Genomic DNA, 23,362 nt, shown 5'->3' on the forward strand with positions numbered 1-23,362 from the left:
GGGGCGGGCCCCCGGTGCGCCCCCGCGTGCGCTCCCGGTGTCGGCGGTCAGCCCAGCAGCCGCGACCAGAACCGGGCCCAGCGTCCGCGCGGCTTCACGGGGTCGGACACCGGGGGCGCCCCGGCCGGCTCGGCGTGCGCCGGGTAGCCGGGAGCGTGGTGCCAGGACTGGTCGGCGGTGGCGACCCGGCCCTCGCGCATGATCCGGACGGTGTGTCCGCCACACCCCGGGCAGGTCGGCTTGAGCAGCGGGGACGGTACCCGGACACCGTTGGCGTGGTATTCGAACACGACGTGCCCGTCCTTGCCGGCGTGGTGCTCGATGTCGTACGCCTGCTCCCAGCCGTACCCGCATCGCAGGCAGGCGAAGGAGTAGGCCTCCCGCACGGTCTCGACGGGAGTGTGCGGCCGTCCGGCCAGGCCGGGGGCGCTCAGCGCGTTGCCACCGAGGGGGCTACCGATCATCTCGCTCATAGCCGTCTCCCAGCGCCCGCCGGGCGCTCGCCCGGCTGGGTCTTTCCATTCCAGGAAATGCCCTGACGGCCTCGGCCGATGCCCTGCTTGTGAAGAGTTGGACGCGGGTTGGGAACTCCTATACGAAAGGCCTGGATCGTTCCGGAAACCGCGACCGAATCTTCAGCTCCGTGGGCGTTTACCGGGGCCTTCCCTCAAAGGTACGACTCCCCCGGAGTCACGCAACCCCCGGAATTCACCCCTCTTTCAGGGCCCCGTCCCGGCCGCCGCCGGGCCCGCTTCCGGCGCTACTTCCCGGCCCCGTTCCCGGCCCCCTTCGCGGCTCCGCCCCCGGCCTCGTTCTTCGCCTCGTTCTTGGCCGCCACCACCGCGTCGAACACCTCCCGCTTCGGCAGCGCGAGCTCCGCCGCGACGGCCGCGATGGCCTCCTTGCGGCGCTCCCCGGCCTCCTCCCGGACGGCCACCAGCCGGGCCAGCTCGGCGGGGGTGAGCTCCTGCGGCGCCGCCGGCGGGGCGCCCGCGACGACGACGGTGATCTCGCCCCTGACGCCTTCGGCGGCCCAGGCCGCCAAGTCGCCGAGGGGCCCGCGCTTCACCTCCTCGTACGTCTTGGTGAGCTCGCGGCAGACGGCGGCGGGCCGGTCGGCGCCGAACGCCTCGGCCATCGCGGCGAGCGCCTCGGCGATCCGGTGCGGCGCCTCGAAGAAGACCATGGTGCGCGGCTCGGCCGCGATCGAGGCGAGCTGCCGGGCCCGGTCGCCGGTCTTGCGCGGCAGGAAGCCCTCGAAGGTGAAGCGGTCGACGGGCAGGCCGGACAGCGCGAGCGCGGTGAGCACGGCGGACGGCCCGGGCACCGCGGTGACCTTGACGTCGGCCTCGACGGCGGCGGCGACCAGCCGGTAGCCGGGGTCGGAGACGGACGGCATGCCGGCGTCGGTGACCAGCAGCACCCGGGCGCCGCCGAGCAGTGCCTCGACCAGTTCGGGGGTGCGGCCGACCTCGTTGCCCTCGAAGTAGGAGACCACCCGCCCGGCCGGGGTCACCCCGAGCGCCTGGGTGAGCCGGCGCAGCCGCCGGGTGTCCTCGGCCGCGATCACGTCCGCCGTGGCCAGTTCGGTGAGCAGCCGGGGCGGGGCGTCCGAGACGTCGCCGATGGGGGTGCCTGCGAGAACGAGTACTCCTGTCACGGGCCCCATCCTTGCAGCTACCGCGGCCCGGGGGCTTTTGGTGACGATTCGGGCAGCTTCCGAGGGAGCGGTCACGTGTGCGAGAACCGCCCCTACGATGTGGCGGATGAACGGCGACACGGCGGCTCGCACGCCCACTGGTACAGACCACACCGCGCAGGATGGCGGCGACGTGGCCGGCCTGCCGTCCTCCGCCGTCCCGGCTCCGCGGCCCGCCGACCAGGCCGGGAGCCCCGCGCAGCACGACCGACCCGACCAACCCGGCAGCCCCGATCAAGCCGGCAGCGCCGCGCGGAGCTGGCGCGAGCGGCTGGCCGGGTTCGGCTACGCCGGCCGCCCGGTGGCCCCGCTGGCCGAGCGCCTGGCCCCGCCGATGCCGGACGGCCCCGGGGTGACCCCGGCGGTGGTGCCCCCGTCGCCGCTGCTGCTGCGGCTGGGCGTGTCCGTGCCGCCGGCCGTGTGGTCGTGGCTGTGCCGCTGGTCCGGCTGGCTGGGCCCGATCGCGGTGGCGGTGTTCGCCGGGATCCTGCGCTTCACCAACCTCGGCCAGCCGCACGCGATCATCTTCGACGAGACGTACTACGCCAAGGACGCCTACGCGCTCTGGCACGGCGGCTACGAGATCAACTGGCCGGACGGCGCCAACGAGCAGATCATGACGCCCGGCGCGGCCGTGCCGTACCGCTCGACGGCGTCCTACGTGGTCCATCCGCCGGTGGGCAAGTGGATCATCGGCGCCGGCGAGATGCTGTTCGGCATGAACCCCTTCGGCTGGCGGTTCGCGGTGGCCCTGCTCGGCACGCTGTCGGTGCTGATGGTGGCCAGGATCGCCCGCCGGCTGTTCCGCTCGACCCTGCTGGGCTGCGTGGCCGGCCTGCTGCTCTCGGTGGACGGCCTGCACCTGGTGCTCAGCCGCGCCGCGCTGCTGGACCTGGTGGTGATGTTCTGGATCCTCGCCGCCTTCGGTTTCCTGCTGCTGGACCGCGACCGCACCCGGGCCCGGCTGGCCGACCGGCTCGGCGGGGTGGCGGACGCGGTGCTGGCGCAGCGGGCGAACCTGGGCTGGCGCCCGTACCGGATCGCGGCCGGCGTCTGCGTCGGCCTGACCTGCGCCACCAAGTGGAGCGGCCTGTACGTGGCGGCGGCCTTCGGCGTGATGACGGTCCTGTGGGACGTCGGCGCCCGCCGCCTGGCCGGGGCCCCGCGCCCGTACCTGGCGACGCTCGCCCGGGACGTGGTGCCGGCCTTCGTGTCGGTCGTGGTGGTGTCGCTGGTCGTCTACGTCACGTCCTGGTGGGGCTGGTTCGCCAGCAGCAACGTGCCGGGCAAGGGCGGCTGGGGCCGGGACTGGGCGGTCGGCCGCTCGACGGACTACCCGTGGATACCCGAGGGGCTGCGCGCCCTGTGGCACTACCACTCGACGGTCTACGACTTCCACACCCATCTGAGCGACCCGCACACCTACCAGTCGAACCCGTGGTCCTGGCTGGTGCTGGGCCGGCCGGTCTCGTTCTTCTACGAGTCCCCCAAGCAGGGCCAGAGCGGCTGCACGGCCGCCGAGTGCGCCCGCGAGGTGCTGGGCATCGGCACCCCGCTGCTGTGGTGGGCGGCCGTGGTGGCGCTGGTGTACTGCCTGTGGCGCTGGGTGGCGCGGCGGGACTGGCGGGCCGGAGCGGTGCTGTGCGGCCTGGCCGCCGGCTACCTGCCGTGGTTCGCCTACCAGCAGCGGACGATCTTCCTCTTCTACGCGGTGGTGTTCGTCCCATTCCTGGTGCTCGCGGTGACCATGCTGGTCGGTGCGCTGATCGGGCCGCCGGGCGCCTCCCGGGACCGCCGGATCATCGGTTCGGCGGCGGCCGGGCTGCTGGTGCTGCTGATCGTGTGGAACTTCCTCTTCTTCTTCCCGCTGTTCACCGGGCAGACGATTCCGATGGACGACTGGCGCCAGCGGATGTGGTTCAACAGCTGGATCTGATCGACACCGCTGTTCCCTGAATCGTCCGTATGCGGTGCACGACACGTACCAGATCCGTCACAACTCGCGGGCATTTCGTCGGCGCACCGATCGGCGCTGCCTAGGGTGGGGGGAACAGCGTGTCCGGCCCCGGTCGGTTGCGCCCGTCCGGCAGACCCTTGGGGGAACAGCACCATGCGCAGAGGCGCGAAGATCGGCATCATCACCGGCGTCTCCGTCGCCGTGCTCGCAGGCGGTGGCTACGGGGCGTACAGCCTGATGGGCGGCTCGGACTCCGGATCGTCCTCGGCGAAGAAGCCCCGCACGGTGGTCGCCGAGCCGCCCTCGGCCGAGCAGGCGACCAACGGTGCGAAGGACTTCCTGGCGGCCTGGGCCGCCGGCGAGCTGGACAAGGCGGCCGCGCTGACGGACGACCCGGCCGCGGCCACCACCGCGCTGACGGCGTTCCGCGACCAGGTCAAGCCGAGCGCGCTGACCCTGGCCCCGGCCGGCCCGGCCACCCCGCAGGCCTTCGCCTCGGCCACCGGCACCCCCGCGCCGGCCAAGCCCTCCGCCGGAGCCTCGGCCACGCCGTCGGCGGGCGCGACCCCGGGTGCCACCGACTCGCCGTCGGCCTCCGCCTCGGCCGGCCCCGCCGGTGTGCTGATGGGCTTCAAGGCGCGCGCCGAGTTCGCCGGCACCAACCGGGTCTGGGACTACAACGGCTTCCTGAACGTCGTGAAGATGAGCGACAACACCCCGGCCGTGCACTGGGCGCCGACGGTGATCCACCCGCACCTGTCCGGCAACGAGACGATCGCCACCCAGCAGGTCTTCGCCCCACCGTCCACCGTGGTGGACCGCAACGGCAAGCCGCTGCAGGGCGCATCGCTCACCCCGGCGCTGCTGTCCACCCTCCAGGACAACGCCCACAAGCTGCTGCCGCCGGACCCGAACAAGGACCAGGACGCGGGCAGCGCGGTGGTGATCAGCGACCCGGCCGGCAAGGGTGCCGCGGACAAGCTGTTCACCATCGTCGAGCCCAAGCCCGGCAAGCCGTTCAAGGTGACCATCGACAACACCATCCAGGCGGCGGCCGAGAAGGCGATGACGGATCTGGGCGGCAAGTCCGGATCCGTCGCCGCGATCGAGCCGAGCACCGGCCAGGTGCTGGCCTTCGCGAACGCGCCGGCCAACGGTCAGAACCGGGCCTTCACCGGCCTACTCGCGCCCGGCTCGACGATGAAGATCGTCACCTCGACGGCGCTGCTGGAGGCCGGGGTCAACCCGGACACCGTGGTGGCCTGCCCGGAGAAGAGCAGCAACCCGGTCGCGATCCCGAACGACTTCCCGGGCGCCTTCCCCAACAACACGCTCCAGCAGGACTTCATGATGTCCTGCAACACGGCCTTCATCAACCAGGGCCTGACCAGCCTCAAGCCCGAGACGCTGTCCAGCACGGCCAAGGACGTGTTCGGCATCGGCCTGGAGTGGAAGACCGGCCTGCCGAACACCGACGGCAAGGTGCCGCCGACGCCGGGCAGCAAGGACGAGCAGGCCATGAACTACATCGGCCAGGGCAAGGTCCAGATGAACCCGCTGGCCATCGCCTCGATCACCGCGACCGTCCAGAGCGGCGCGTTCAAGCAGCCGATCCTGGTCCCCGGCCTGCCGCAGCAGGCGGCGGCCCGCCAGATCGCGCCGGACGTCGCGGGCAAGCTGCGCGCAATGATGAACGCCACCGCCACCGGCGGCACGGCCAAGGACGTGATGGCCGGGATCACCGACAATGCGGGTGCCAAGACCGGCTCCGCCGAGGTCGCCGGCGCGTCCACCACCAACAGCTGGTTCACCGCCTTCCGCGGCAACATCGCGGTCGCCGCCGAGGTGCAGGGCGGCGGCCACGGCGTCGACGCGGCCGGCCCGGCCGTCGCCTCGCTGCTCAAGGCCGCGGGCCGCTAGAACAACCCGTCCGGACGGAGCCCGCTCAGCCCCGTGGCAGGGCGGGCTCCGGTCTGCCCGGGAGCCGGTGCGGCGGGATCGGGCGCCGGCTGCTCCAGCGCCGGGCCGCCAGCCGCGGCCAGATCACCAGGACCACCGGCAGGGCGAGGTAGCCGAACCGCCCGGCCGGGGCGAGCATGAACGCGATCGCCAGCCCGGCGGCCAGCAGGTCGGCGGCCGCGATCGCGGACACCGGCGGCCGGGCGAGCAGCCAGATGGCCACCCCGATCCCGCCCATGGTCATCAGCGCCAGCGAGACGGAGTGCCCGGTCGGCCCGAAGCCGGCCAGCACCTTGCCGGGCAGCGGGCTGCCAGCCGGGGTGCGGATGGCGGTGAGCCCGAGCGGGAAGCGCACCACCTGCTCGCGCAGCGCGTCCGCCCGGGTCAGCACGGAGGGCAGGAGCACGGCCAGGCCGGTGCCGAGCGCGATCAGGGTGGTCCGGGCGGCGGGCCGGCGGCCGTACAGGCGCCACAGCAGCAGGGCGGCGACCGGCAGCGCCGGCCAGGCCGTCCACTTGAGGGTGCAGGCGAGGGCGAGCACCAGGCCGGCGCCGACGGTACGGTCCCGCTCGGCGAGTGCCATGGCGAGGCAGCAGAGGCCGATCAGCGGCAGGTCCACCCCGCCGACGACGAGGGCGAGCGAGATCAGCGGCGAGGCGGTGAGCACGGCGAGCGGCAGCAGCGGCGCGCGCTCGCGGGTGGGCCGCAGCAGCCGCCAGCTGGCCAGCAGGCAGACCACGAAGGCCAGCGCGAACCAGATCCGGGCGTCCCCGGCGACCTGGGCGAGGTCGGAGCCGTCGCCCAGCAGTTGGCGCGGCATCCCGAACAGGGTCATGGCCGGCAGGTACGGGTTGTAGTCGGTGACGACCACCGGGTGCGACAGGTACGGGCTGCCGGTGGTGAGCAGCAGGTGGGCCGAGCGTTCGACCACCATCACCTCGGACTGGTGGCGGCCCTGCACGGCGAGCAGGGCGAGCGGCGCGAGGACGGCCCCGGCGAGGGCGACCACGGCGGCGGCGCGGGCCGCGTAGCGGCGCGGCAGGGTGAGGCAGAGCAGCCCGGCCAGGACGTAGGCGGGGGCCGCGATGAAACCCCACATCCGCTGGTTGGGCAGGTCGGAGACGAGCGGGAAGGCGGCCGCCCAGCCGGCCGCGATCAGGCAGCCGAGCAGTTGGACGGTGCGCATCGAGGCGAGTCGGGCGGGATTCAGCCGATCGGGCGTGGGTGGGAACGTGCTCTCGCCACGCTGGCGGGGGAACGGCCGACTGGAGAAGCCGAGGGGCGGTCGTCCTGGTCCGGACGGCGCTGCGGCGGGGGTCGGCGGGGCCGGCGTTCTGCTGCGGCCGGTGAAGCGGCCGCGCGGGCGGGAGAAGCCGGGCGTGCGGGTGCTCACCATGGTGGAAGGTTATGGGTGGTGGCCGGGCCCTGTCGCCATGGCGTGGGGCACGTGGCGGGAGGCGGCATGAGGGGGGCCGCCGAGTGTCGTGGTCGGCGGCCCCTCATGTCCGGATTCTTCCGGCTCAGCTGTTGCGGTGGCCGGTGGAGCTGTCCGCCGCGGCGGCCTGTGCCTGCTGTTCCAGCTTGGAGTGCTTGATGCTGTAGCCGAAGTAGACGACCACGGCGACGGCGAGGGCGATCGCGCCGGCCCGGAAGGTGTCCGCGTGCAGGCCGGTGATCAGGTAGGCGCAGAAGGCGACGCTGAGCAGCGGGACGACCGGGTAGCCGGGGACCTTGAAGCCACGCGGCAGGTCGGGCTGGGTGCGGCGCAGGATGATCACGCCGATCGAGACGACCGAGAAGGCGATGAGCGTCCCGAGGCTGGTGATGTCGGCCAGCTCCTTCAGCGGGACGAAGGCGGCCAGCGCGCCGACGCCGAGGCCCACCACGAGGGTGTTCCAGACCGGGGTGCCGGTGCGCGGGGAGAGTTCGGCGAAGCGCTTGGGCAGCATGCCGTCGCGGCCCATGGAGTACAGGATGCGGGTCTGGCCGTAGATCACCACGAGGGTGATGCTGAAGATCGAGATGATCGCGCCGATCGCGAAGACGATCGAGGGCCAGGTCTGGCCGGTGATGTCCTGGAGGATCTGGGCGAGGCCGGCCTCCTGGCCCTCGAACTTCTGCCACGGCTGGGCGCCGATGCCGGCGAGGGCGACCAGGATGTAGAGCAGGGTCACCACGACCAGCGAGATGATGATCGCCAGCGGCAGGGTGCGGCGCGGGTTCTTGACCTCCTCACCGGCGGTGGACACGGCGTCCAGGCCGATGAAGGAGAAGAAGATGCTGGACGCGGCGACCTGCACGCCGCCGATGCCGAGCGGCATGAACGGGGTCAGGTTGCCGGAGTGGAAGCCGGTGAGCGCGATGCCGACGAACAGCAGCAGGATCAGGATCTTGATCCCGACCATGGCCGCGTTGACCTTCACCGACTCGCTGACGCCGCGGGTGAGCAGCACGCAGACCATCGCGACCAGCAGCAGCGCCGGCAGGTTGAACCAGTGGGTGTCGTTGGGCGCGCCGGACAGCTGCTCCGGGATGGTGAAGCCGAAGGCCAGGTCGAAGAACTTGTTCAGGTACTCGGCCCAGCTCACCGCGATCGCGGAGGCGGAGACGCCGTACTCCATCAGCAGGCAGATGCCGACGCCGAACGCGACGCCCTCGCCGAGGGTGGCGTAGGCGTAGGAGTACGAGGATCCGGAGACCGGGATCGCGGAGGCCATCTCGGCGTAGCAGAGCGCGGTGAGTCCGGCGGTGACCGCGGCGAGCACGAAGGACAGGATGACGGCCGGTCCGGCCGAGGGCACCGCGCTGCTGAGCACGAAGAAGATGCCGGTGCCGATGGTGGCGCCGATGCCGATCGAGGACAGCTGCCAGAGGCCGATCGTGCGGCGCAGGTGGATGCCGGAGCGTCCGCCCTCCTCGGGCGCACCGGCCGGGAGGCCGTCCTGGCCCTCGCTCTCGGCGATGAGGGACGAGACGGGCTTGCGTCGCAGCAGACGCGCACCGAGAGAGTTGCTGGTCACAACTGCGGTCCTTCTGGGCGGGGGGAGGGTGTCCTGGCGGCCGGTCACTCGACGCGCCATGGGGTGTCATCGGGGACCAACCGAACAAAGATGGGACAGTACCCCGCGAAAGCACCAGTGTCGCAAACGAACAGTCCGGATCGGCGCATTGTACGAATTGGCGCATGAGCCTATACAAACCGGACACTTCGCAGACGGCGGATTCGCCGTCCAGCAGCTAAAGCAGCAGCTCAGCGGCCCAGCACCGCCCGCATCACCGAGCGGGCGATCGGCGCGGCCAGCCCGCCGCCGGTGACGTCCGTGGCGTCACTGTCCGCGATCACCACGGCCACCGCCACCGGCGGCACCGCGTCCGAGCCGGCGGGCTTGGCCCAGGAGATGAACCAGGCGTACGGCGTCCCGCTGTTGTCCACCCCGTGCTGCGCGGTGCCGGTCTTCCCGCCGACCACCGCGCCGCCGATCCGGGCGTTGCCGCCGGTGCCGTTCTCCACCACGTCGGTCATCAGCTTCTGCACCTGCCCGGCCACCGCCGGGGTCGTCGCCCGCCGGTACACGGCGGGTTTCATCAGCTGCACCGCGGTGCCGTCGCCCTTCGTCAGCTTGTCCACGAGCTGTGGGCGCATCACCGTCCCGTCGTTGGCGATCCCGGCCGCGACCATCGCCATCACCAGCGGGGTCGCCGCGGTGTCGAACTGCCCGATCGAGGAGAGCGCCACCTGCGACTGGTTCATCGTGGTGTCGAAGTTGGACCGGGCCGGGCGCACCGGCATGTCCAGCCTGGCGTCGTTGAAGCCGAAGTTCTCGGCCATCGCGACCATCGGGCCCAGCCCGGTCCGCACCCCGAGGTAGCCCAGCACGCTGTTGCAGCTGTAGACCATCGCGGTGTCCAGCGACTGGCCGGGCCGGTCGCACGCCGAGGTGTCGTTGACCAGCGGCGTGGTCGTCCCGGGCAGCACGTACGGGAACGGCGCGTCGGTCGGCGCATCGGGGTCGGTGACCACGCCGGCCGCGAGCGCGGCCGCCGCCGTGACCACCTTGAAGGTCGAGCCCGGCGGGTAGGTCTGGCGCAGCGCCCGGTTGAGCATCGGCTGGTCGGTGTCGGCCTGCAGCCGGTTCCAGGCGGCCTGGTCGGCCGCGGCGGAGCCGGCGAAGCTGCCCGGGTCGTAGGACGGCGTGCTGGCCAGGGCGAGGATCCGGCCGGTGGCCGGCTCGATCGCGGCCACCGCGCCCTTCTGGCTGCCGAGCCCGCGCACCGCGGCCTCCTGGGCGGCCCGGTTCAGGGTGGTGTAGACGTCCCCGCCGGGGTTCTGCCTGCGGGCGACGGCGTCCCAGACCGCCCAGCCGGCCAGTCTGCTGTCCGTCCCGGACAGCAGGTCGTCCTCGACCCCCTCCAGCTGGGTGTTGCCGTACGCCTGCGAGGCGAAGCCGGTGACGGCCGCGTACGTCGGGCCGTCGGTGTAGGTGCGCTTGTAGTCGTACCGGCCGCCGGTGGGCTCGGAGCCGGTCACGGTGTCCGCGCCGACCCGGATGTTGCCGCGCGGCTGCGAGTACCGCTCGATGGTGAGCCGCTGGTTGGCGGAGTTGTGGTTGAGGTCCTCGGCCTGGAACACCTGCACCCGGGTGGCCTGGACGCACAGCGCCGCGACTAGCAGCAGGCAGAAGACGCCCGCGCGGCGCCCGGTGACGGAGATGCCGGGCAGGCCCTGCGGCCCGTTGCCCCGGGCGCGCGGACGGGAGCGGGTGCGCGCCATCAGTCCTCCTCCGACCCGGACGCGGACACGGGCAGGACCGGGGCCGGGGCCGGCCGGCGCGCGATGTCGCTCATCCGCACCAGCAACGCCACGATGATCCAGTTGGTGACCACCGAGGAGCCGCCCTGCGCGACGAACGGCAGCGTCATCCCGGTCAGCGGGATGAGGTCGAGCACCCCGCCGGCCACCACGAAAACCTGGAGGCCGACGATCGCGGCCAGCCCGATCGCCAGCAGCCGCCCGAACGGGTCGCGCAGCGCGATGCCCGTCCGGAACCCCCGGGAGATCAGCAGCGCGTACAGCAGGAACACCGCGACGAGCCCGGTCAGGCCGAGTTCCTCGCCGATGGTGGCGAGGATGAAGTCCGACTTGGCGGCGAAGCCGATCAGCACCGAGTGCCCGTTGCCGAGCCCGGTGCCCAGTTCCCCGCCCCAGGCGAAGGCGAACAGCGACTGGGCGATCTGGTTGGCGCCCTTGCCCGCCGCGATCGAGCCCAGCGGGTCCAGCCAGTCCGTCACCCGGCTGTGCACGTGCGGCGAGAGCCAACCCACCGTGGCCGCCCCGACCGCCGCCAGGGCCAGCCCGATCACGATCCACCCGGTGCGCGCGGTGGCCACGTACAGCATCACCACGAACAGGCCGAAGAACAGCAGCGAGGTGCCGAGGTCCGTCTCCAGCACCAGGACGCCGACGAACGCCGCCCAGATCAGCAGCACCGGCCCGAGCACCCGGCCGCGCGGCAGCTGCCAGCGCCAGACCCGGCGGCCGGTGAGCGCCAGCGCGTCCCGGTGCACCGCCAGGTAGGCGGCGAAGAAGACGGCCAGCAGGATCTTGGCGAACTCCCCCGGCTGGAAGGACAGCGGCCCGATGACGATCCAGATCCGCGAGCCGTACACCGGCGGGAAGAAGATCGGCAGCACCAGCAGGACCAGCGCCACCAGCGCCCCGAGGTAGGCGTACCGCTGCAGCCGCCGGTGGTCGCGCACCAGCAGCACGACCGCGATGAACAGCGCCACCCCCAGGCTCGACCAGAGCAGTTGGGTGGAGGCCGCGCCGGCGCCCGAGGTGGCGCGGTCCAGCCGGTAGATCACCACCAGCCCGATCCCGTTGAGCAGCACCGCGATCGGCAGCAGCAGCGGGTCCGCGTACCGGGCCCGCCGGCGGACCACGGCGTGCGCCAGCAGGGCGAGCACGCCGAGCGCGGCGCCGTACTCGGCCGCGCCGGCCGGCACCCTGCCGTCCAGGTTGACGCCGACCTCGACGTAGCCGAACACGGCGATCAGCACGGCGGCCAGGACCAGCAGCAGCTCGGTGGTGCGCCTGGTCGGCACCGGCCGGCTCGGCCGGGCTGCGGTTCTCGTCACGGCGGGGGGTGTCGCCACGGACCGTCCTGGGGGTCGCGGGGAGCCGGAGCGCTGTTCCGGGGGGATGCCAATCGGGATGGACCGGCGGCACGAAGCCGGTTCACCCAGGTTCGTCACCCTAACGAGCACTATCCATATTTATCGGCTTTTTGCTGCGGTGTGTCCGCTCTTGGCGTGAATCCTCCGCTCACTCGGGCCGCCGTCCGGCCAGCGCCGCCGCCCCGGCCGCCGCCGCGGCCAGCAGGACGGCGGCGAGCGGCAGTTCCGCCCACGGCACGGCGACCCGGCCGGTGCGGGCCGCGGAAACCAAACCGCGGACCGCCGCGTTGGCCGGCGAGAGCGGCGCCACCAGCTCCAGCGCGGCCAGCACCAGCGCCACCGCGATGCCGTACTGCGGCCGCGCCAGCACCGGCCGGTTCGCCAGCGCCCCGGCCGCCACCCCCAGCAGCACGCACACCACCGCGGCCGACGCCCCGGCCGCCAGCGCCGGTCCGGCCGGCGGCTGCCGCTCCACCCCCGGGTTGGCCACCGTCCCGCTCAGCCACCACAGCGCCGCCACCTCGGCCGCCGCCAGCGCCAGCCCGGCCGTCAGCGCCGCCATCAGCGCGCCCAGGTGCACCCGCAGCGGCCCCGCCGCCGCGACCAGGCAGGCCCGCGAGGCCGGCGGCTCCGCCCCGAGCACGCTGCGCACGTACCAGGCGCTCACCGGCAGCAGCACGGCCGCGCCGTAGCCGAGGTCGCCCAGCAGCGGGTTGCCCGCCGACACGCCCACCACCAGCAGCAGCGCGTACGCCAGGAACGGCGGCAGCCAGGCGTGCGAGCGCACCAGCAGTTCCAGGTGGTACCGGGTCAGCGCTCCGAGCTGCCTCACCGCTGCCCCTCCCGCTGCCGTACCGCCAGCACCCGGACGACCGGGCGGCCGAGCAGCAGCCGGCGCAGCAGCGCGTCCGTGTGCGCGGCCGGCACGGTCAGCCGCACGACCGTGCCGGCCAGCGGGGTGAGCCGCGGCGCCCCGGGCAGCCGGGGCGGCAGCGGGGTGCCGTCCGGGACGTCCACCTCGACCTCCATCGTCGGGCCGCCGCCGTCCGGCGCGGGCCCCGCCTCCTCGGCGGGCCGCAGCGCGCCGTCCGCGCCGACCCGGTAGGCGGCGCTGGTCAGCCCGGCCAGCCGGGCCGGGTCGTGGTCGACGAACAGCACCGCCCCGCCGTCCGCCGCCCGCTCGGCGGCCGCCTCGTCCAGCACCGCCCTGGCGTCGGGGTCGAGCCCGGTCCACGCCTCGTCCAGCAGCAGGACCGGGGCCTCCGCGAGCAGCGCCTGCGCGACCGCGACCTTCTGGCAGGTGCCCTTCGACAGCCGGCTCAGCGGCGTGCCCGCCCGGTCCGCGATGCCGAAGCGGTCCAGCCAGTCCCCGGCCCGCCGCCGCGCCCGCTCGGCCGACAGCCCGTGCACCCGGCCCACCCGCAGCAGGTACGAGGCGGCGTCGAACGGCAGCGCGGGCGGGAAGCGTTCTGGCACGTACGCGGCACCGCCCGGGCGGGCCACCCGCCCGGCGGTCGGCCGCTCGATCCCGGCCGCCAGCCGGAGCAGCGTCGACTTGCCGCTCCCGTTCGCCCCGGCGATCCGCACCAACTCCCCCGGCCCGACCGCGAGATCGACCCCGCACAGGACCCACCGCCCGCGCCGCCCGTACCGTTTGCCGACCCCCGTCAGCTCCACCGCGCCCCCACTCCCGCCCGGACTCGCACGAAACCCGCACGGAAGGCTATCCAGCCCGGGTAGGGCGGACGTAAGTCCTCGCAGCCCCGGCGGCCTTTCCACGCACCGGAGTTCACGCCGCGGCGGGGTGGCGCACGATCCGGTCTCGTTTGGCCATCGCGAACTGATGATCCCTAGGATCGCCGGGTGACTACCGGACGACGACCAAAGACCAGGCTCGGCAGCCTGCTGGGCGCCCTGGCGATAACGGGCGCCTCGCTGCTCATCGGCCTGCCCGCCCACGCCGACGAACCATCAGCCGGAGCCGCCGCGCCCAAGGAGGCCCCCAGGGTCGACCTCGTCCTGGACGTCAGCGGCTCCATGAACGAGCGGGACATCCAGGGCAAGAGCCGGATCTCGGTGGCCCAGCAGTCGCTGAACGACGTGATCGACGCGCTGCCCGCGGAGACCGAGTTCGGCATCCGCACCCTGGGCGCGAACTACCCCGGCAACGACAAGACCCAGGGCTGCCAGGACACCAAGCAGCTGTACCCGGTCGGCAAGACCAACAAGGTCGAGGCCAAGACCGCCATCGCCACCCTGCGGCCCACCGGCTGGACCCCGATCGGCCTGGCCCTGCGCGGCGCGGCCCAGGACCTCGGCAAGGGCGAGACCACCCGCCGGGTGGTGCTGATCACCGACGGCGAGGACACCTGCACCCCGCCGGACCCCTGCGACGTCGCCCGTGAACTCGCCTCCCAGGGCATCCACCTGGTCGTCGACACCCTCGGCCTGGCCCACGACGACAAGACCCGCCAGCAGCTGCTCTGCATCGCCAACGCGACCGGCGGCACCTACACCGACGTCCGCACCCAGGAGCAGCTCACCGACAAGGTGAAGCAGCTGGTCGACCGCTCCAACGACACCTACGCGGTCACCCCGGTGAAGACCTCCGGCGCCGACAAGTGCGAGAGCGCCCCGGTGCTCGCCCCGGGCGTGTACAGCGACCGCGAGAAGTTCTCCGAGCACCGCGTCTACAAGGTCCCGGTCAAGTCCGGCCAGGAGCTGCGCGCCTCGGTCAGCGTCGGCCTGGACCGCGCGGTGGCCCGGGACTACGGCGTCCTGCTGCAGGCCACCAGCGCGACCGGCCAGGAGCTGGTCCGCGGCACCGACGCCGGCAGCAGCCGCACCGACGTGATCTCCACCGGCCTGCGCTGGTCCACCAGCGACTCCAAGGGCTACATCACCACCGGCCCGACCTCCTCGTCGAGCGCCAAGCCGGAGACCACCGTCTGCCTGGTCGTCAGCAACTCGCTGGCCCCGCAGGCCGGCGTCCAGGCCGACCCCGGCCTGCCGCTGGAGCTGACCGTCGACCTGGCCACCGCCTCGTCCGCCCCCGAGGGTGCGGCGATGGGCCTGGGCCGCGGCTGGATCCTGCTGCTCACCCTCACCCTCGCCGGGCTGCTGTTCGGCCTGGTGTTCGGCTGGATCGCCCGCTGGCGGATCTCTGTCTGGCGGGAGAACTGACCATGCGACCGACCACACGATCGACCACGCGCACGACCCTTCGCGGCGCCCTCGCCGCCCTCGCCCTGCTGCCCGCCCTCGCGCTGGCCGCCCCGGCCGCCTCCGCCGCCTCCCCCTCGCCCTCGGCGAGCGCGAGCGGCACCCCGGCCCCGGCCACCAAGGCCGGCACCTCCTTCCTGACCGCGACCAACCTCTCCCCCGGCCAGGACGCCAACGTCGCCGCCTCCACCGGTGACTACCTGTACTGGGCGTTCGGCGCCTCCGAGGGCCAGACCCCGACGATCGGCCTGACCGTCAACCTGGCCCCCGCGACCGACCGGCACGGCCCGCAGACCTGGTCCGCCGAGGTCTTCGACGGGCTCCGCCGCCGCCAGTCCTGCACCGCCGGCACCCAGAACGCCACCGGCGACCAGAACACCGGCACGCTCACGCTGAGCTGCACCCTGCGCGAGATCCGCTCCTGGGCCGAGCCGTGGTCCGGCGACCCGCTGCCCGGCACCTACTACGTGCGGCTCTCGGTCAGCGACGTCCCGCAGCCCGACCTGGGTCTGGCCACCTCCGTCCAGCTGCACGTCAGCGCCAAGGGCAACGCGGACAACGCCCAGCCGGAGGGCGGCGAGCTCAAGGCCCCGCTGGTCCCGCCGGCCGGCGGCGGCGCCAGCACCGCGAAGGCGGCCGCCCCGGTGGCGGCCGAGGAGCACTGGTACACCGGCTGGTTCTCCGGCTGGAACAGCCGCTGGTACTGGACCATCGGCGGCGGCGCCCTGGCCGCCCTGGCGGGCGTCCTGGGCTACAACCTGACCAGGCACCCGCGCGGCTACCGCCCGCCCCGCTACGGCGCCGTCCCGCCGCAGTCCGGCGCCCCCCAGCCCGGCCCCTACGCCGGCTCCCAGCGCCCCTGACCCACCCCGCCCCACCCCGAGGGCCGGCCGGATTCCCCCGGCCGGCCCTCGGCCGTTCCCACTCCCGTTCCCACTCCCGTTTCCGCTCCTGCTCCGGCTCCCGCTCCCCTCCGCGACCGACCGTCAGTTCACCGACCCACCCCGCCGTGACGGTCGTCACACGGCCAACTCCCTCACCCGCGCGCCGGATCGACCCCGGACAACGCAGAAGCCCCGCCCGGTCTGACGACCGGGCGGGGCTTCTGTTGGGTGGAGCTGAGGGGATTCGAACCCCTGACCCCCTCGATGCGAACGAGGTGCGCTACCGGACTGCGCCACAGCCCCAACGAGAAGAAACTCTAGCACCTTCCGGAGGGGGTCCGTGACCACCCCCGGGGATGCGGTGCTGGTCCGGGGGCCGGGGAGGTCACTCGTTGGCCGCGCGGGGGCGGGCGTCGGGGGCCGACGGTTCGGCGTACTGGTCGAACAGCGGGGTGTTGCGGGCGGACTCGGCGGGGCGGCCCGCGGTCCAGGTGCCGGGGGCCGTCAGGTCGAGGCCGCGGGAGACCCGGGGGGCGACCGGCGCCGTGACGTACGTCGGCAGCGGGACGGGCACCGGCTCCCAGGAGTCCGGGCCGGCCGCGCCGCGCTCGCGCATGCCGTCGACCCACTCCTCGTGCTCGGTCGCCTCGGCCACCGCTGAGGCGGACGGCGCGGAGACGGCGGCCTCGCCGGGGTCGGCGGCCAGCCGCAGGTGCGGGCGGCGTCCGGCCCGCCCCTCGGCGGCCGGGGTCTGGGCACGAGCCGGGGCGTGGGCCCGGACGTGGGGCTGGGTGTGGACCTGGGTGTGGGCCTGGGTGTCGACGGCCTCGGCGGGGACGCTCCGGGCCGCGGCGCGCTGCTGCTCGCGCTTGCGCAGCCGCTCGGCCGCCTGGGCGGCCCGGGCACGGTCGAGCTTCACCTCGTAGCGCTGGCGCTCCAGCTTGCGCAGGTGGCCGATGTACAGGGTGAGGAGGGTCGCCGGGACGGCCGGGACCCAGAGGAAGGCCAGTCCGGCCACCGCCGCGACCACGGCGCCGAGCGCGAAGGCCAGGAAGAGGGCGGTGACCATCCGGCGCCGGCGGGCCAGCAGCCGGGCCCGGCGCTGCGCCCCGCCGTGCGGCGCGGAGCCCGGACGCTCTCCCCGGGCACCCCGCTCGGGCGAGGGCGAGGGCGCGATCGCGGACACCGGCACCGGCGCCGGTGGAGGCTCGACGGAGGCCGAGGACTCGGGCTCCACGGCGGGCGGCGCGGAGTCCGCCGCGGGGTCGTCTGAGGCGGCCCCGTCCCGTCCGGGAGGGCCGTCGCTGCTGTGCTCGTCGTCACGCGGTTCGTCGCCCAGGGCCCGGGCTGCCCGCCGCTCCAGCCCCGAACGCCCGGCCAGCAGGCGGATGGCGGTGCTGAAGCGCTCCGTCGGGCGCGCCTCGTTGAGTTCGTCCTGCCTGCGGAGCCACATCGGCACCAGATAGGCGGCCCAGGCCCCTACGATGACGGCGTAGATAAGGCCGCTACTGCTCACGACCCACACCGTACGGGCGCCGGGAAGGCCTGGCAGCAATTTGGCTCGGCGTGTCGTGTGATCAAGCTGATTCTCCGACTATTTTGCCGGTATTTGTGCCAGTCCGCCGTCGCGGCGATGCCATATCGATATTTGATTCGAACATATATTCAATTACTTGACTCGTGACCTGAACTGATCGACCGCCAGCGTTCCAGCATCCCCTCCGGCACCTCCTCGGCGGTCAGCGCGTACACCAGGTGGTCCTGCCAGGCGCCGTCGATGTGGAGATAGCGCGGGCGGATTCCCTCCGAGCGGAAGCCGAGCTTTTCCACCACCCGGCGGCTCGGGCCGTTCTCCGGGCGGATGCAGACCTCGATCCGGTGCAGGCCGAGGGTGCGGAAACAGTGGTTGACGGAAAGCGCCACGGCCGTCGGCATGATGCCCCGGCCGGCCACCGCCTCGTCGATCCAGTACCCGACGTTCGCCGAGCACATCGAGCCCCAGGTGATGCCGCCGACGGTCAGCTGGCCCACCAGCTGGCCCTTGTAGAGCACGACGAAGGGCAGCATCCGCCCGGCCGAGCCCTCACCGCGCAGGAAGCGCACCATCTGCCGGAACGTCGGGCGCGGCCCGGCGGCCTGCCCGGCCGGACCGGGCGGGACGGTCGCCTCCCAGCGGCGCAGCCAGTCCCGGTTGCGGAGGCTGACCTCCTGCCACTCGCGCTGGTCGCGGGCCCGGATCGGGCGCAGCACGACCTCCCCCTCGTGGAGTTCTACCGGCCAGCCGGCGTTCAGTGCGCTCTCCCGGAAGCTGGTGCGTCCGGCCGGGGGTGGTCCCCGCCGCCGAGCTGGTCGACGGCGTGGGCGAGCAGCGGTTCGAGGACGGCCAGGCCGTCCTTGACGCCGCCGGTCGAGCCCGGCAGGTTGACGATCAAGGTACGTCCGGCGAGCCCGGCCAGCCCGCGGGAGAGCGCCGAGGTCGGAACCTTCTCCCGGCCGTACGCGCGGATGGACTCGGCGATGCCGGGGACCTGCCGGTCGATCACCCGGGCGGTCATCTCCGGGGTGAGGTCCATCGGCGAGATGCCGGTGCCGCCGGTGGTGAGCACGACGTCGTAGCCGGCCGCGACGGCCTCGCGCAGGACGGCCTCCACCGGCTCGCCGTCCGGGACGACCCGGGGGCCGTCGGCGGTGAAGCCCATCGCGGTCAGGCCGGCCACCAGCAGCGGGCCGCCCCTGTCCTCGTACACGCCGGCCGAGGCCCGGTTGGAGACCGTTACCGCAAGCGCCCTCATGCGCCCGCCCCCTCGATGGTGAACCCGTTCCGCCCGCTCACTCGCCCGCCTCCGGCGCGAACCAGTCGCCGCTCTTGCCGCCGGTCTTGCTGAGCACCCGGACGGACTCGATGGTGGCGCCCTTGTCCACGGCCTTGACCATGTCGATGACGGTGAGGCCGGCCACCGCGACGGCGGTCAGCGCCTCCATCTCGACGCCGGTGCGGTCGGCGGTCCTCACGGTGGCGGTGATCTCGACGGCGTCGTCCGCGACCGTGAGGTCCACCGTGACGCCGGAGACGGCGATGGGGTGGCAGAGCGGGACCAGGTCGGGGGTCTTCTTGGCGCCCATGATCCCGGCGATCCGGGCCACCGCGAGGGCGTCTCCCTTGGGCACGCCCTCGCCGCGCAGCAGCTCGACCACCTTCGGGGAGACCCGGACCCGGCCGGCCGCGACGGCGGTGCGCGCGGTGGCGGCCTTCTCGGAGACGTCGACCATCCGGGCCGCGCCCTGGTCGTCGACGTGGGTGAGGCGGTCGCCGGGGGGAGGTGTCGTCACGGGTGGCTCCAGGGGCGCGCAGGTGGAATACCGCGCTACCGTACAGCTCCCCCGCCCCACCCCGTGGGAGGGGCCTGGTCCGCGGGACATGTCCTAGGAACCGAGCAGGACCACGTCGACCTCGCTGCCGGCGGGCAGGGCGGTGACGGCCTCGGGGACGGTGATCAGGCAGTTCGCCCGGGCCAGGGCGCCGACCAGGTGCGACTCGGCGCCGCCCACCGGCTCGACGGTGCCGTCCGCCGCCGAGTAGCGGCCGCGCAGGAACTGCCGGCGGCCGGCCGGGGAGCGCAGCGCCGCCGGGCAGAGCGCGCGGACCACCGGGCGGTGGACGTCGGCGGCGCCGAGCATGGTGCGGATGACCGGGCGGACGAACAGCTCGAAGGAGATGTAGGCGCTGACCGGGTTGCCGGGCAGGGCGAGCAGCGGCACGCCGGCCGGGCCGCCGATCCGGCCGAAGCCCTGCGGCTTGCCGGGCTGCATCCGCAGCCTGCGGAAGTCGACACCGCCGTAGGACTCGAAGACCTCCTTGACCACGTCGTACGCGCCGACGCTGACCCCGCCGCTGGTGACGATCAGGTCGGCCCGGCCGAGCTGGTCCTCCAGGACGGCGCGCAGCCGGTCGGCCTGGTCCGGGACGGCGCCGACCCGGTAGGCGATGGCGCCGGCGTCCTGGGCGGCCGCGGTGAGGGTGAAGCTGTTGGAGTCGGAGATCTGCCCGGGGCCGACCGGCTCGCCGGGCTGGACCAGCTCGCTGCCGGTGGACAGCACCACGACCCGGGGGCGCGGCCGGACCGTGACGGTGGCGCGGCCGATCGCGGCGAGCAGGCCGAGCTGGGTGGGGCCGAGCCGGGTGCCGGCCCCCAGGACCTTGGTGCCGGCCGCGACGTCGCTGCCGCGGCGGCGGATGTGGGCGCCCTCGGCGACCGGGCGCAGGACGCGGACCTCCTCGTCCTCGACGGGCGCGGTCATCGCGTCGGCGGGCACGCCGGTGCCGGTGCCGCCGTCGGTCCATTCGACCGGGGCGACGGCCTGGGCGCCGGGCGGGACGGGGGCGCCGGTCATGATCCGGGCGGCCTGGCCGGGCCCGACCCGGGGCAGTTCGCCCGCGCCGGCCGCGATGTCGCCGACGACGGCGAGCACCGAGGGGTACGGGTCGGTGGCACCGACGGTGTCGGCGGTGCGCACGGCGTAGCCGTCCATCGAGCTGTTGTCGAAGGGCGGCAGGTCGCCGCCGGCGAGGACGTCCTCGGCGAGCCGGCAGCCCTGGGCGTCGAGCAGTTGCAGCTCGATGGCGGGCAGCGGGCCGACCGCGGCCAGGACGTCGCTGAGGTGTTCGTCCACCGTCCAGAGGCGGGGGGCCGCCGGTGCCGGGTCCGTGGATCCGTCGCAGCAGGCTGCGGCGGATCCGGTGGTGTGGTGGGTGGACCCGGTCATCGGCGGCTCGCTCTCTGTCGTCGTGTCAGTCCTGCAGCTCGGAGGCGACGAACTCGCGCAGCCAGGAGCGGAACTCCGGGCCGAGGTCCTCGCGCTCGGAGGCCAGTCGGACGATAGCGCGCAGGTAGTCCGCGCGGTCGCCGGTGTCGTAGCGGCGGCCCTTGAAGAGCACGCCGTGGACCTGGCCGCCGGCCTCCGGGTCGCGGGTGGTCAGCTCGCGCAGGGCGTCGGTGAGCTGGATCTCGCCGCCGCGGCCGGGCGGGGTCTCCCGCAGCACGTCGAAGACCAGCGGGTCGAGGACGTAGCGGCCGATGACGGCGTAGTTCGAGGGGGCCTCGTTCGTCTCGGGCTTCTCGACCAGGTCGGTCACCTGGAAGACGTCCTCGCCGAAGCCGTTCGCCTTGACGGCGGCGCAGCCGTAGAGGTGGATCTGGGAGGGGTCGACCTCCATGAGGGCGACGACCGAGCCGCCGAGCTCCTGCTGGACCTCGATCATGCGGGCGAGCAGCGGGTCGCGCGGGTCGATCAGGTCGTCGCCGAGGAGGACGGCGAAGGGCTGGCCGGCCACGTGCTGCTCGGCGACCGAGACGGCGTGGCCGAGGCCCTTCGGGTCGCCCTGGCGGACGTAGTGCATGTTGGCCAGCTCGACGGATTCGCGGACCCGGCGCAGGCGGTCCTCGTCGCCCTTGCGGGCGAGCAGCTCCTCCAGCTCGTACGCGCGGTCGAAGTGGTCCTCCAGGGCCCGCTTGTTACGGCCGGTGACCATCAGTATGTCGGACAGCCCCGCGGAGGAGGCCTCCTCGACGACGTACTGGATGGCCGGCTTGTCGACGACGGGCAGCATCTCCTTCGGAGTGGCCTTGGTTGCCGGGAGGAAGCGGGTGCCCAGTCCGGCCGCGGGTACCACGGCCTTGGTTACCGGGATTCGGGAGTTGGTCGTCGTCATGCGTTTACCTTACTCAGGCACGTTTTCGCCCGGCCGAGCGCGGTCGACGGCTAGGACAGCACGTCGCGGGGCCCGGCCACGGCGGCAGGCGTATGGGAATTGACCGGCTGGGCGAGGGGGTCCCCGCCGGCACAGGGCGACAGACTACCCGGCTTTTTTGAACGGTCACGCTCGGCAGTCGCGTTGGGCTGCGCACCGGCGGCGGGCGGGGCGGCCGGCCGCGCCGCCGACCGGTCGCCGGGGCCCGGGCGGACCCGCCAGCAGTCACCGCCGGCCGCCCTGGCCTCGGCGAGCGCGCGGTCGGCGGCGCGCAGCAGCACGGCGGCGTGGGTGCCGTCCTCGGGCAGCACGGCGACGCCGACGGCGGCGGTGAGGCCGTTGCCGTGCGCCGGGCGGGACTCGCGCGGGCCGGAGGACCAGTCGAGCAGTAGGTGCCGGCGGACCGACCAGACCAGGCGCTCGGCGACCTGCACGGCGCCCTCGGCGCCGGTGTCCGGCAGCACCACCAGGAACTCCTCGCCGCTGTAGCGGCCGAGGGTGTCGGCGCGGCGGATCTCCATCGCCAGCCGCTGGGCGAGGTCGCGCAGCACCGCACCGGCACGGCCGCGGCCGTGCTCGGCGACGACCGCGTCGAAGCCGGTGATCTCCAGCAGCAGCACGGCCAGCGGGCGTGGTCCTTCGGGCTGGTCGGTCCGCTCGGCGCGGCGGGCGCGCTCGATCTCGCGGTCCAGGGTGAGCTGCAGGTGGCGGTAGTTCCACACGCCGGTGAGCGGGTCGCAGGAGGCGGTGCGCTCCAGGTCGGCGCAGTGGGTCTCCAGTTCGGCGATCCGCTCGCGCAGCTGCTCCTGCCGGGCGGCGGCTTCGGCGCCGCCCCGGCGCAGCCGCAGCCCGAGCACGGTGGCGCCGGCCAGCGCGGGGGCGCTGAGCACGGCCAGGGCCTGGACCAGCAGCGGGGTGGACAATCGCGGCGGCCTTTCGCATGTCAGGCTCTGCGCGTCGATGGCGCTGGCCGGCGGGACCGGTCGGCGAGACCGGTCGGCGGCACAGCTCGACGGCACAGAGTTGCGGAGGATCCGATGCACAACGAGAAGAGCGATCTGAGGACACGGCTGTTGACCCGGCGCCGCGCACTCTCCGCCGACGGGCGCGCGGAGGCCGCGCACGCGCTGGCCGGGCACGCCGGGGAGCTGGCGGCGCCGGGCACCACCGTGGCCGCGTACGTGTCGGTGGGCGCCGAGCCCGGGACCAGGCCGTTGCTGGACGCGCTGCGGGCGCGCGGGGTGCGGGTCCTGCTGCCGGTGCTGCTGCCCGACAACGACCTGGACTGGGCCGCCTACCAGGGCCCGCAGGAGCTGGCCCCGGCCGGGCGCGGGCTGCTGGAGCCGGTCGGCCCGAGGCTCGGCCCGGAGGCGGTCACGGAGGCCTCGGTGGTGCTGCTGCCGGGCCTGGCGGTGGACCGGCGGGGGCTGCGGCTGGGCCGCGGCGGCGGCAGTTACGACCGGGTGCTGGCCCGGCTGGGGCGGGCGGGCGCGCGGCCGGTGCTGGCGGTGCTGCTGTACGAGCACGAGCTGCTGGACGAGGTGCCGGCCGAGCCACACGACCGCCCGGTGGACCTGGCGGTCACGCCCACCGGGCTGCGCAGGCTGGGGTGAGACGGCGGCGGGCCCCCCTCGGCGGGGCGGCGCAGGCGCCGTGGGGGGGGGGGGCGCGGGGGGTGCGTCGGGGGGGACTCCGGGGGTGCCCCCCGCGGGGGGAGG

20 protein-coding genes and 1 tRNA gene are annotated in these 23,362 nt (G+C 74.0%); 5 read left to right on the forward strand and 16 right to left on the reverse strand.

The features are described 5' to 3' along the window. Positions 1-47: 47 nt before the first annotated feature. Both ACFVHI_RS33905 and rsmI read right to left on the reverse strand, forming a co-directional pair. The gene (locus ACFVHI_RS33905) at positions 48-473 is read right to left on the reverse strand and encodes a hypothetical protein (protein WP_350877715.1); all 426 of its coding nucleotides are present in this window, start codon (positions 471-473) and stop codon (positions 48-50) included. A gap of 287 nt (positions 474-760) precedes the next feature. Next, entirely contained in the window at positions 761-1,660 is a 900-nt protein-coding gene (rsmI, locus tag ACFVHI_RS33910) for a 16S rRNA (cytidine(1402)-2'-O)-methyltransferase (RefSeq protein WP_380345710.1), read from the reverse strand. Between the two features lie 106 nt (positions 1,661-1,766). Between rsmI and ACFVHI_RS33915 the strand changes: the two genes are divergently transcribed. Further along, the gene (locus ACFVHI_RS33915) at positions 1,767-3,635 is read left to right on the forward strand and encodes a dolichyl-phosphate-mannose--protein mannosyltransferase (RefSeq protein WP_079135665.1); all 1,869 of its coding nucleotides are present in this window, start codon (positions 1,767-1,769) and stop codon (positions 3,633-3,635) included. A 174-nt stretch (positions 3,636-3,809) separates the two neighbouring features. Next, positions 3,810-5,576 carry a penicillin-binding transpeptidase domain-containing protein gene (locus tag ACFVHI_RS33920; RefSeq protein WP_380345712.1) on the forward strand — a complete coding sequence of 589 codons (1,767 nt, stop codon included), beginning with the start codon at positions 3,810-3,812 and terminating at the stop codon, positions 5,574-5,576. A 25-nt stretch (positions 5,577-5,601) separates the two neighbouring features. Here the strand turns inward: ACFVHI_RS33920 and ACFVHI_RS33925 are convergent, their stop codons facing one another. From ACFVHI_RS33925 to ACFVHI_RS33950, 6 genes are all read right to left on the reverse strand, one after another. After that, positions 5,602-7,011 (reverse strand): glycosyltransferase 87 family protein, encoded by a 1,410-nt coding sequence (locus ACFVHI_RS33925; RefSeq protein ID WP_380345714.1) that lies wholly within the window; start codon positions 7,009-7,011, stop codon positions 5,602-5,604. Positions 7,012-7,135: 124 nt separating this feature from the next. Beyond that, positions 7,136-8,695, reverse strand: a complete 1,560-nt coding sequence (locus ACFVHI_RS33930; RefSeq protein WP_380345716.1) for an amino acid permease — start codon at positions 8,693-8,695, stop codon at positions 7,136-7,138. 170 nt (positions 8,696-8,865) lie between these two features. Further along, complete coding sequence (locus ACFVHI_RS33935; protein ID WP_380345718.1) at positions 8,866-10,386, reverse strand: penicillin-binding transpeptidase domain-containing protein; 1,521 nt, start codon at positions 10,384-10,386, stop codon at positions 8,866-8,868. Beyond that, positions 10,386-11,750, reverse strand: a complete 1,365-nt coding sequence (locus tag ACFVHI_RS33940; RefSeq protein ID WP_380345720.1) for an FtsW/RodA/SpoVE family cell cycle protein — start codon at positions 11,748-11,750, stop codon at positions 10,386-10,388. The genes ACFVHI_RS33935 and ACFVHI_RS33940 overlap by 1 nt, the downstream gene beginning before the upstream one ends. Before the next feature lie 187 nt (positions 11,751-11,937). Next, positions 11,938-12,621: an ABC transporter gene (locus ACFVHI_RS33945; protein ID WP_380345722.1), complete on the reverse strand. Its 684-nt coding sequence runs from the start codon at positions 12,619-12,621 to the stop codon at positions 11,938-11,940. Continuing rightward, on the reverse strand, positions 12,618-13,466 hold the full coding sequence (locus ACFVHI_RS33950; protein ID WP_063348074.1) for an ATP-binding cassette domain-containing protein: 849 nt from the start codon (positions 13,464-13,466) through the stop codon (positions 12,618-12,620). Before ACFVHI_RS33950 ends, ACFVHI_RS33945 begins: the two co-directional genes overlap by 4 nt. Before the next feature lie 186 nt (positions 13,467-13,652). Here ACFVHI_RS33950 and ACFVHI_RS33955 point away from each other — a divergent pair, with 186 nt between their 5' ends. Beyond that, positions 13,653-14,972: a VWA domain-containing protein gene (locus tag ACFVHI_RS33955; protein WP_380345724.1), complete on the forward strand. Its 1,320-nt coding sequence runs from the start codon at positions 13,653-13,655 to the stop codon at positions 14,970-14,972. Between the two features lie 2 nt (positions 14,973-14,974). Next, positions 14,975-15,874: a peptidase gene (locus ACFVHI_RS33960; protein WP_380345726.1), complete on the forward strand. Its 900-nt coding sequence runs from the start codon at positions 14,975-14,977 to the stop codon at positions 15,872-15,874. Positions 15,875-16,124: 250 nt separating this feature from the next. On the opposite strand, the gene ACFVHI_RS33965 is transcribed toward ACFVHI_RS33960, so the two are convergent. The 8 genes from ACFVHI_RS33965 to ACFVHI_RS34000 all read right to left on the reverse strand — a co-directional run bounded on the left by ACFVHI_RS33965 (position 16,125) and on the right by ACFVHI_RS34000 (position 22,567). Continuing rightward, a tRNA-Ala gene (locus tag ACFVHI_RS33965) sits at positions 16,125-16,198 on the reverse strand. A gap of 82 nt (positions 16,199-16,280) precedes the next feature. Continuing rightward, the gene (gene glpR, locus ACFVHI_RS33970) at positions 16,281-17,411 is read right to left on the reverse strand and encodes a gephyrin-like molybdotransferase receptor GlpR (RefSeq protein WP_380345728.1); all 1,131 of its coding nucleotides are present in this window, start codon (positions 17,409-17,411) and stop codon (positions 16,281-16,283) included. A 149-nt stretch (positions 17,412-17,560) separates the two neighbouring features. Beyond that, entirely contained in the window at positions 17,561-18,145 is a 585-nt protein-coding gene (locus ACFVHI_RS33975) for a GNAT family N-acetyltransferase (RefSeq protein WP_380345730.1), read from the reverse strand. A 38-nt stretch (positions 18,146-18,183) separates the two neighbouring features. Beyond that, on the reverse strand, positions 18,184-18,687 hold the full coding sequence (locus ACFVHI_RS33980; RefSeq protein ID WP_063348079.1) for a molybdenum cofactor biosynthesis protein B: 504 nt from the start codon (positions 18,685-18,687) through the stop codon (positions 18,184-18,186). Positions 18,688-18,724: 37 nt separating this feature from the next. Beyond that, complete coding sequence (moaC, locus tag ACFVHI_RS33985; RefSeq protein ID WP_063351185.1) at positions 18,725-19,165, reverse strand: cyclic pyranopterin monophosphate synthase MoaC; 441 nt, start codon at positions 19,163-19,165, stop codon at positions 18,725-18,727. Positions 19,166-19,318: 153 nt separating this feature from the next. After that, positions 19,319-20,659: a gephyrin-like molybdotransferase Glp gene (gene glp, locus ACFVHI_RS33990; RefSeq protein WP_380345732.1), complete on the reverse strand. Its 1,341-nt coding sequence runs from the start codon at positions 20,657-20,659 to the stop codon at positions 19,319-19,321. A gap of 25 nt (positions 20,660-20,684) precedes the next feature. Beyond that, a complete protein-coding gene (galU, locus tag ACFVHI_RS33995) occupies positions 20,685-21,605 on the reverse strand; it encodes a UTP--glucose-1-phosphate uridylyltransferase GalU (RefSeq protein ID WP_063348081.1) in 921 nt (306 codons plus the stop codon). A 50-nt stretch (positions 21,606-21,655) separates the two neighbouring features. Next, complete coding sequence (locus ACFVHI_RS34000; RefSeq protein ID WP_380345735.1) at positions 21,656-22,567, reverse strand: GGDEF domain-containing protein; 912 nt, start codon at positions 22,565-22,567, stop codon at positions 21,656-21,658. Positions 22,568-22,681: 114 nt separating this feature from the next. On the opposite strand from ACFVHI_RS34000, the gene ACFVHI_RS34005 reads away from it, so the two are divergent. Then, positions 22,682-23,257 (forward strand): 5-formyltetrahydrofolate cyclo-ligase, encoded by a 576-nt coding sequence (locus ACFVHI_RS34005; protein ID WP_380345737.1) that lies wholly within the window; start codon positions 22,682-22,684, stop codon positions 23,255-23,257. The last annotated feature ends 105 nt before the right edge of the window (positions 23,258-23,362 follow it).

The sequence above is a fragment of the Kitasatospora sp. NPDC127121 genome (assembly GCF_042677305.1).
Lineage (GTDB): Bacteria > Actinomycetota > Actinomycetes > Streptomycetales > Streptomycetaceae > Kitasatospora.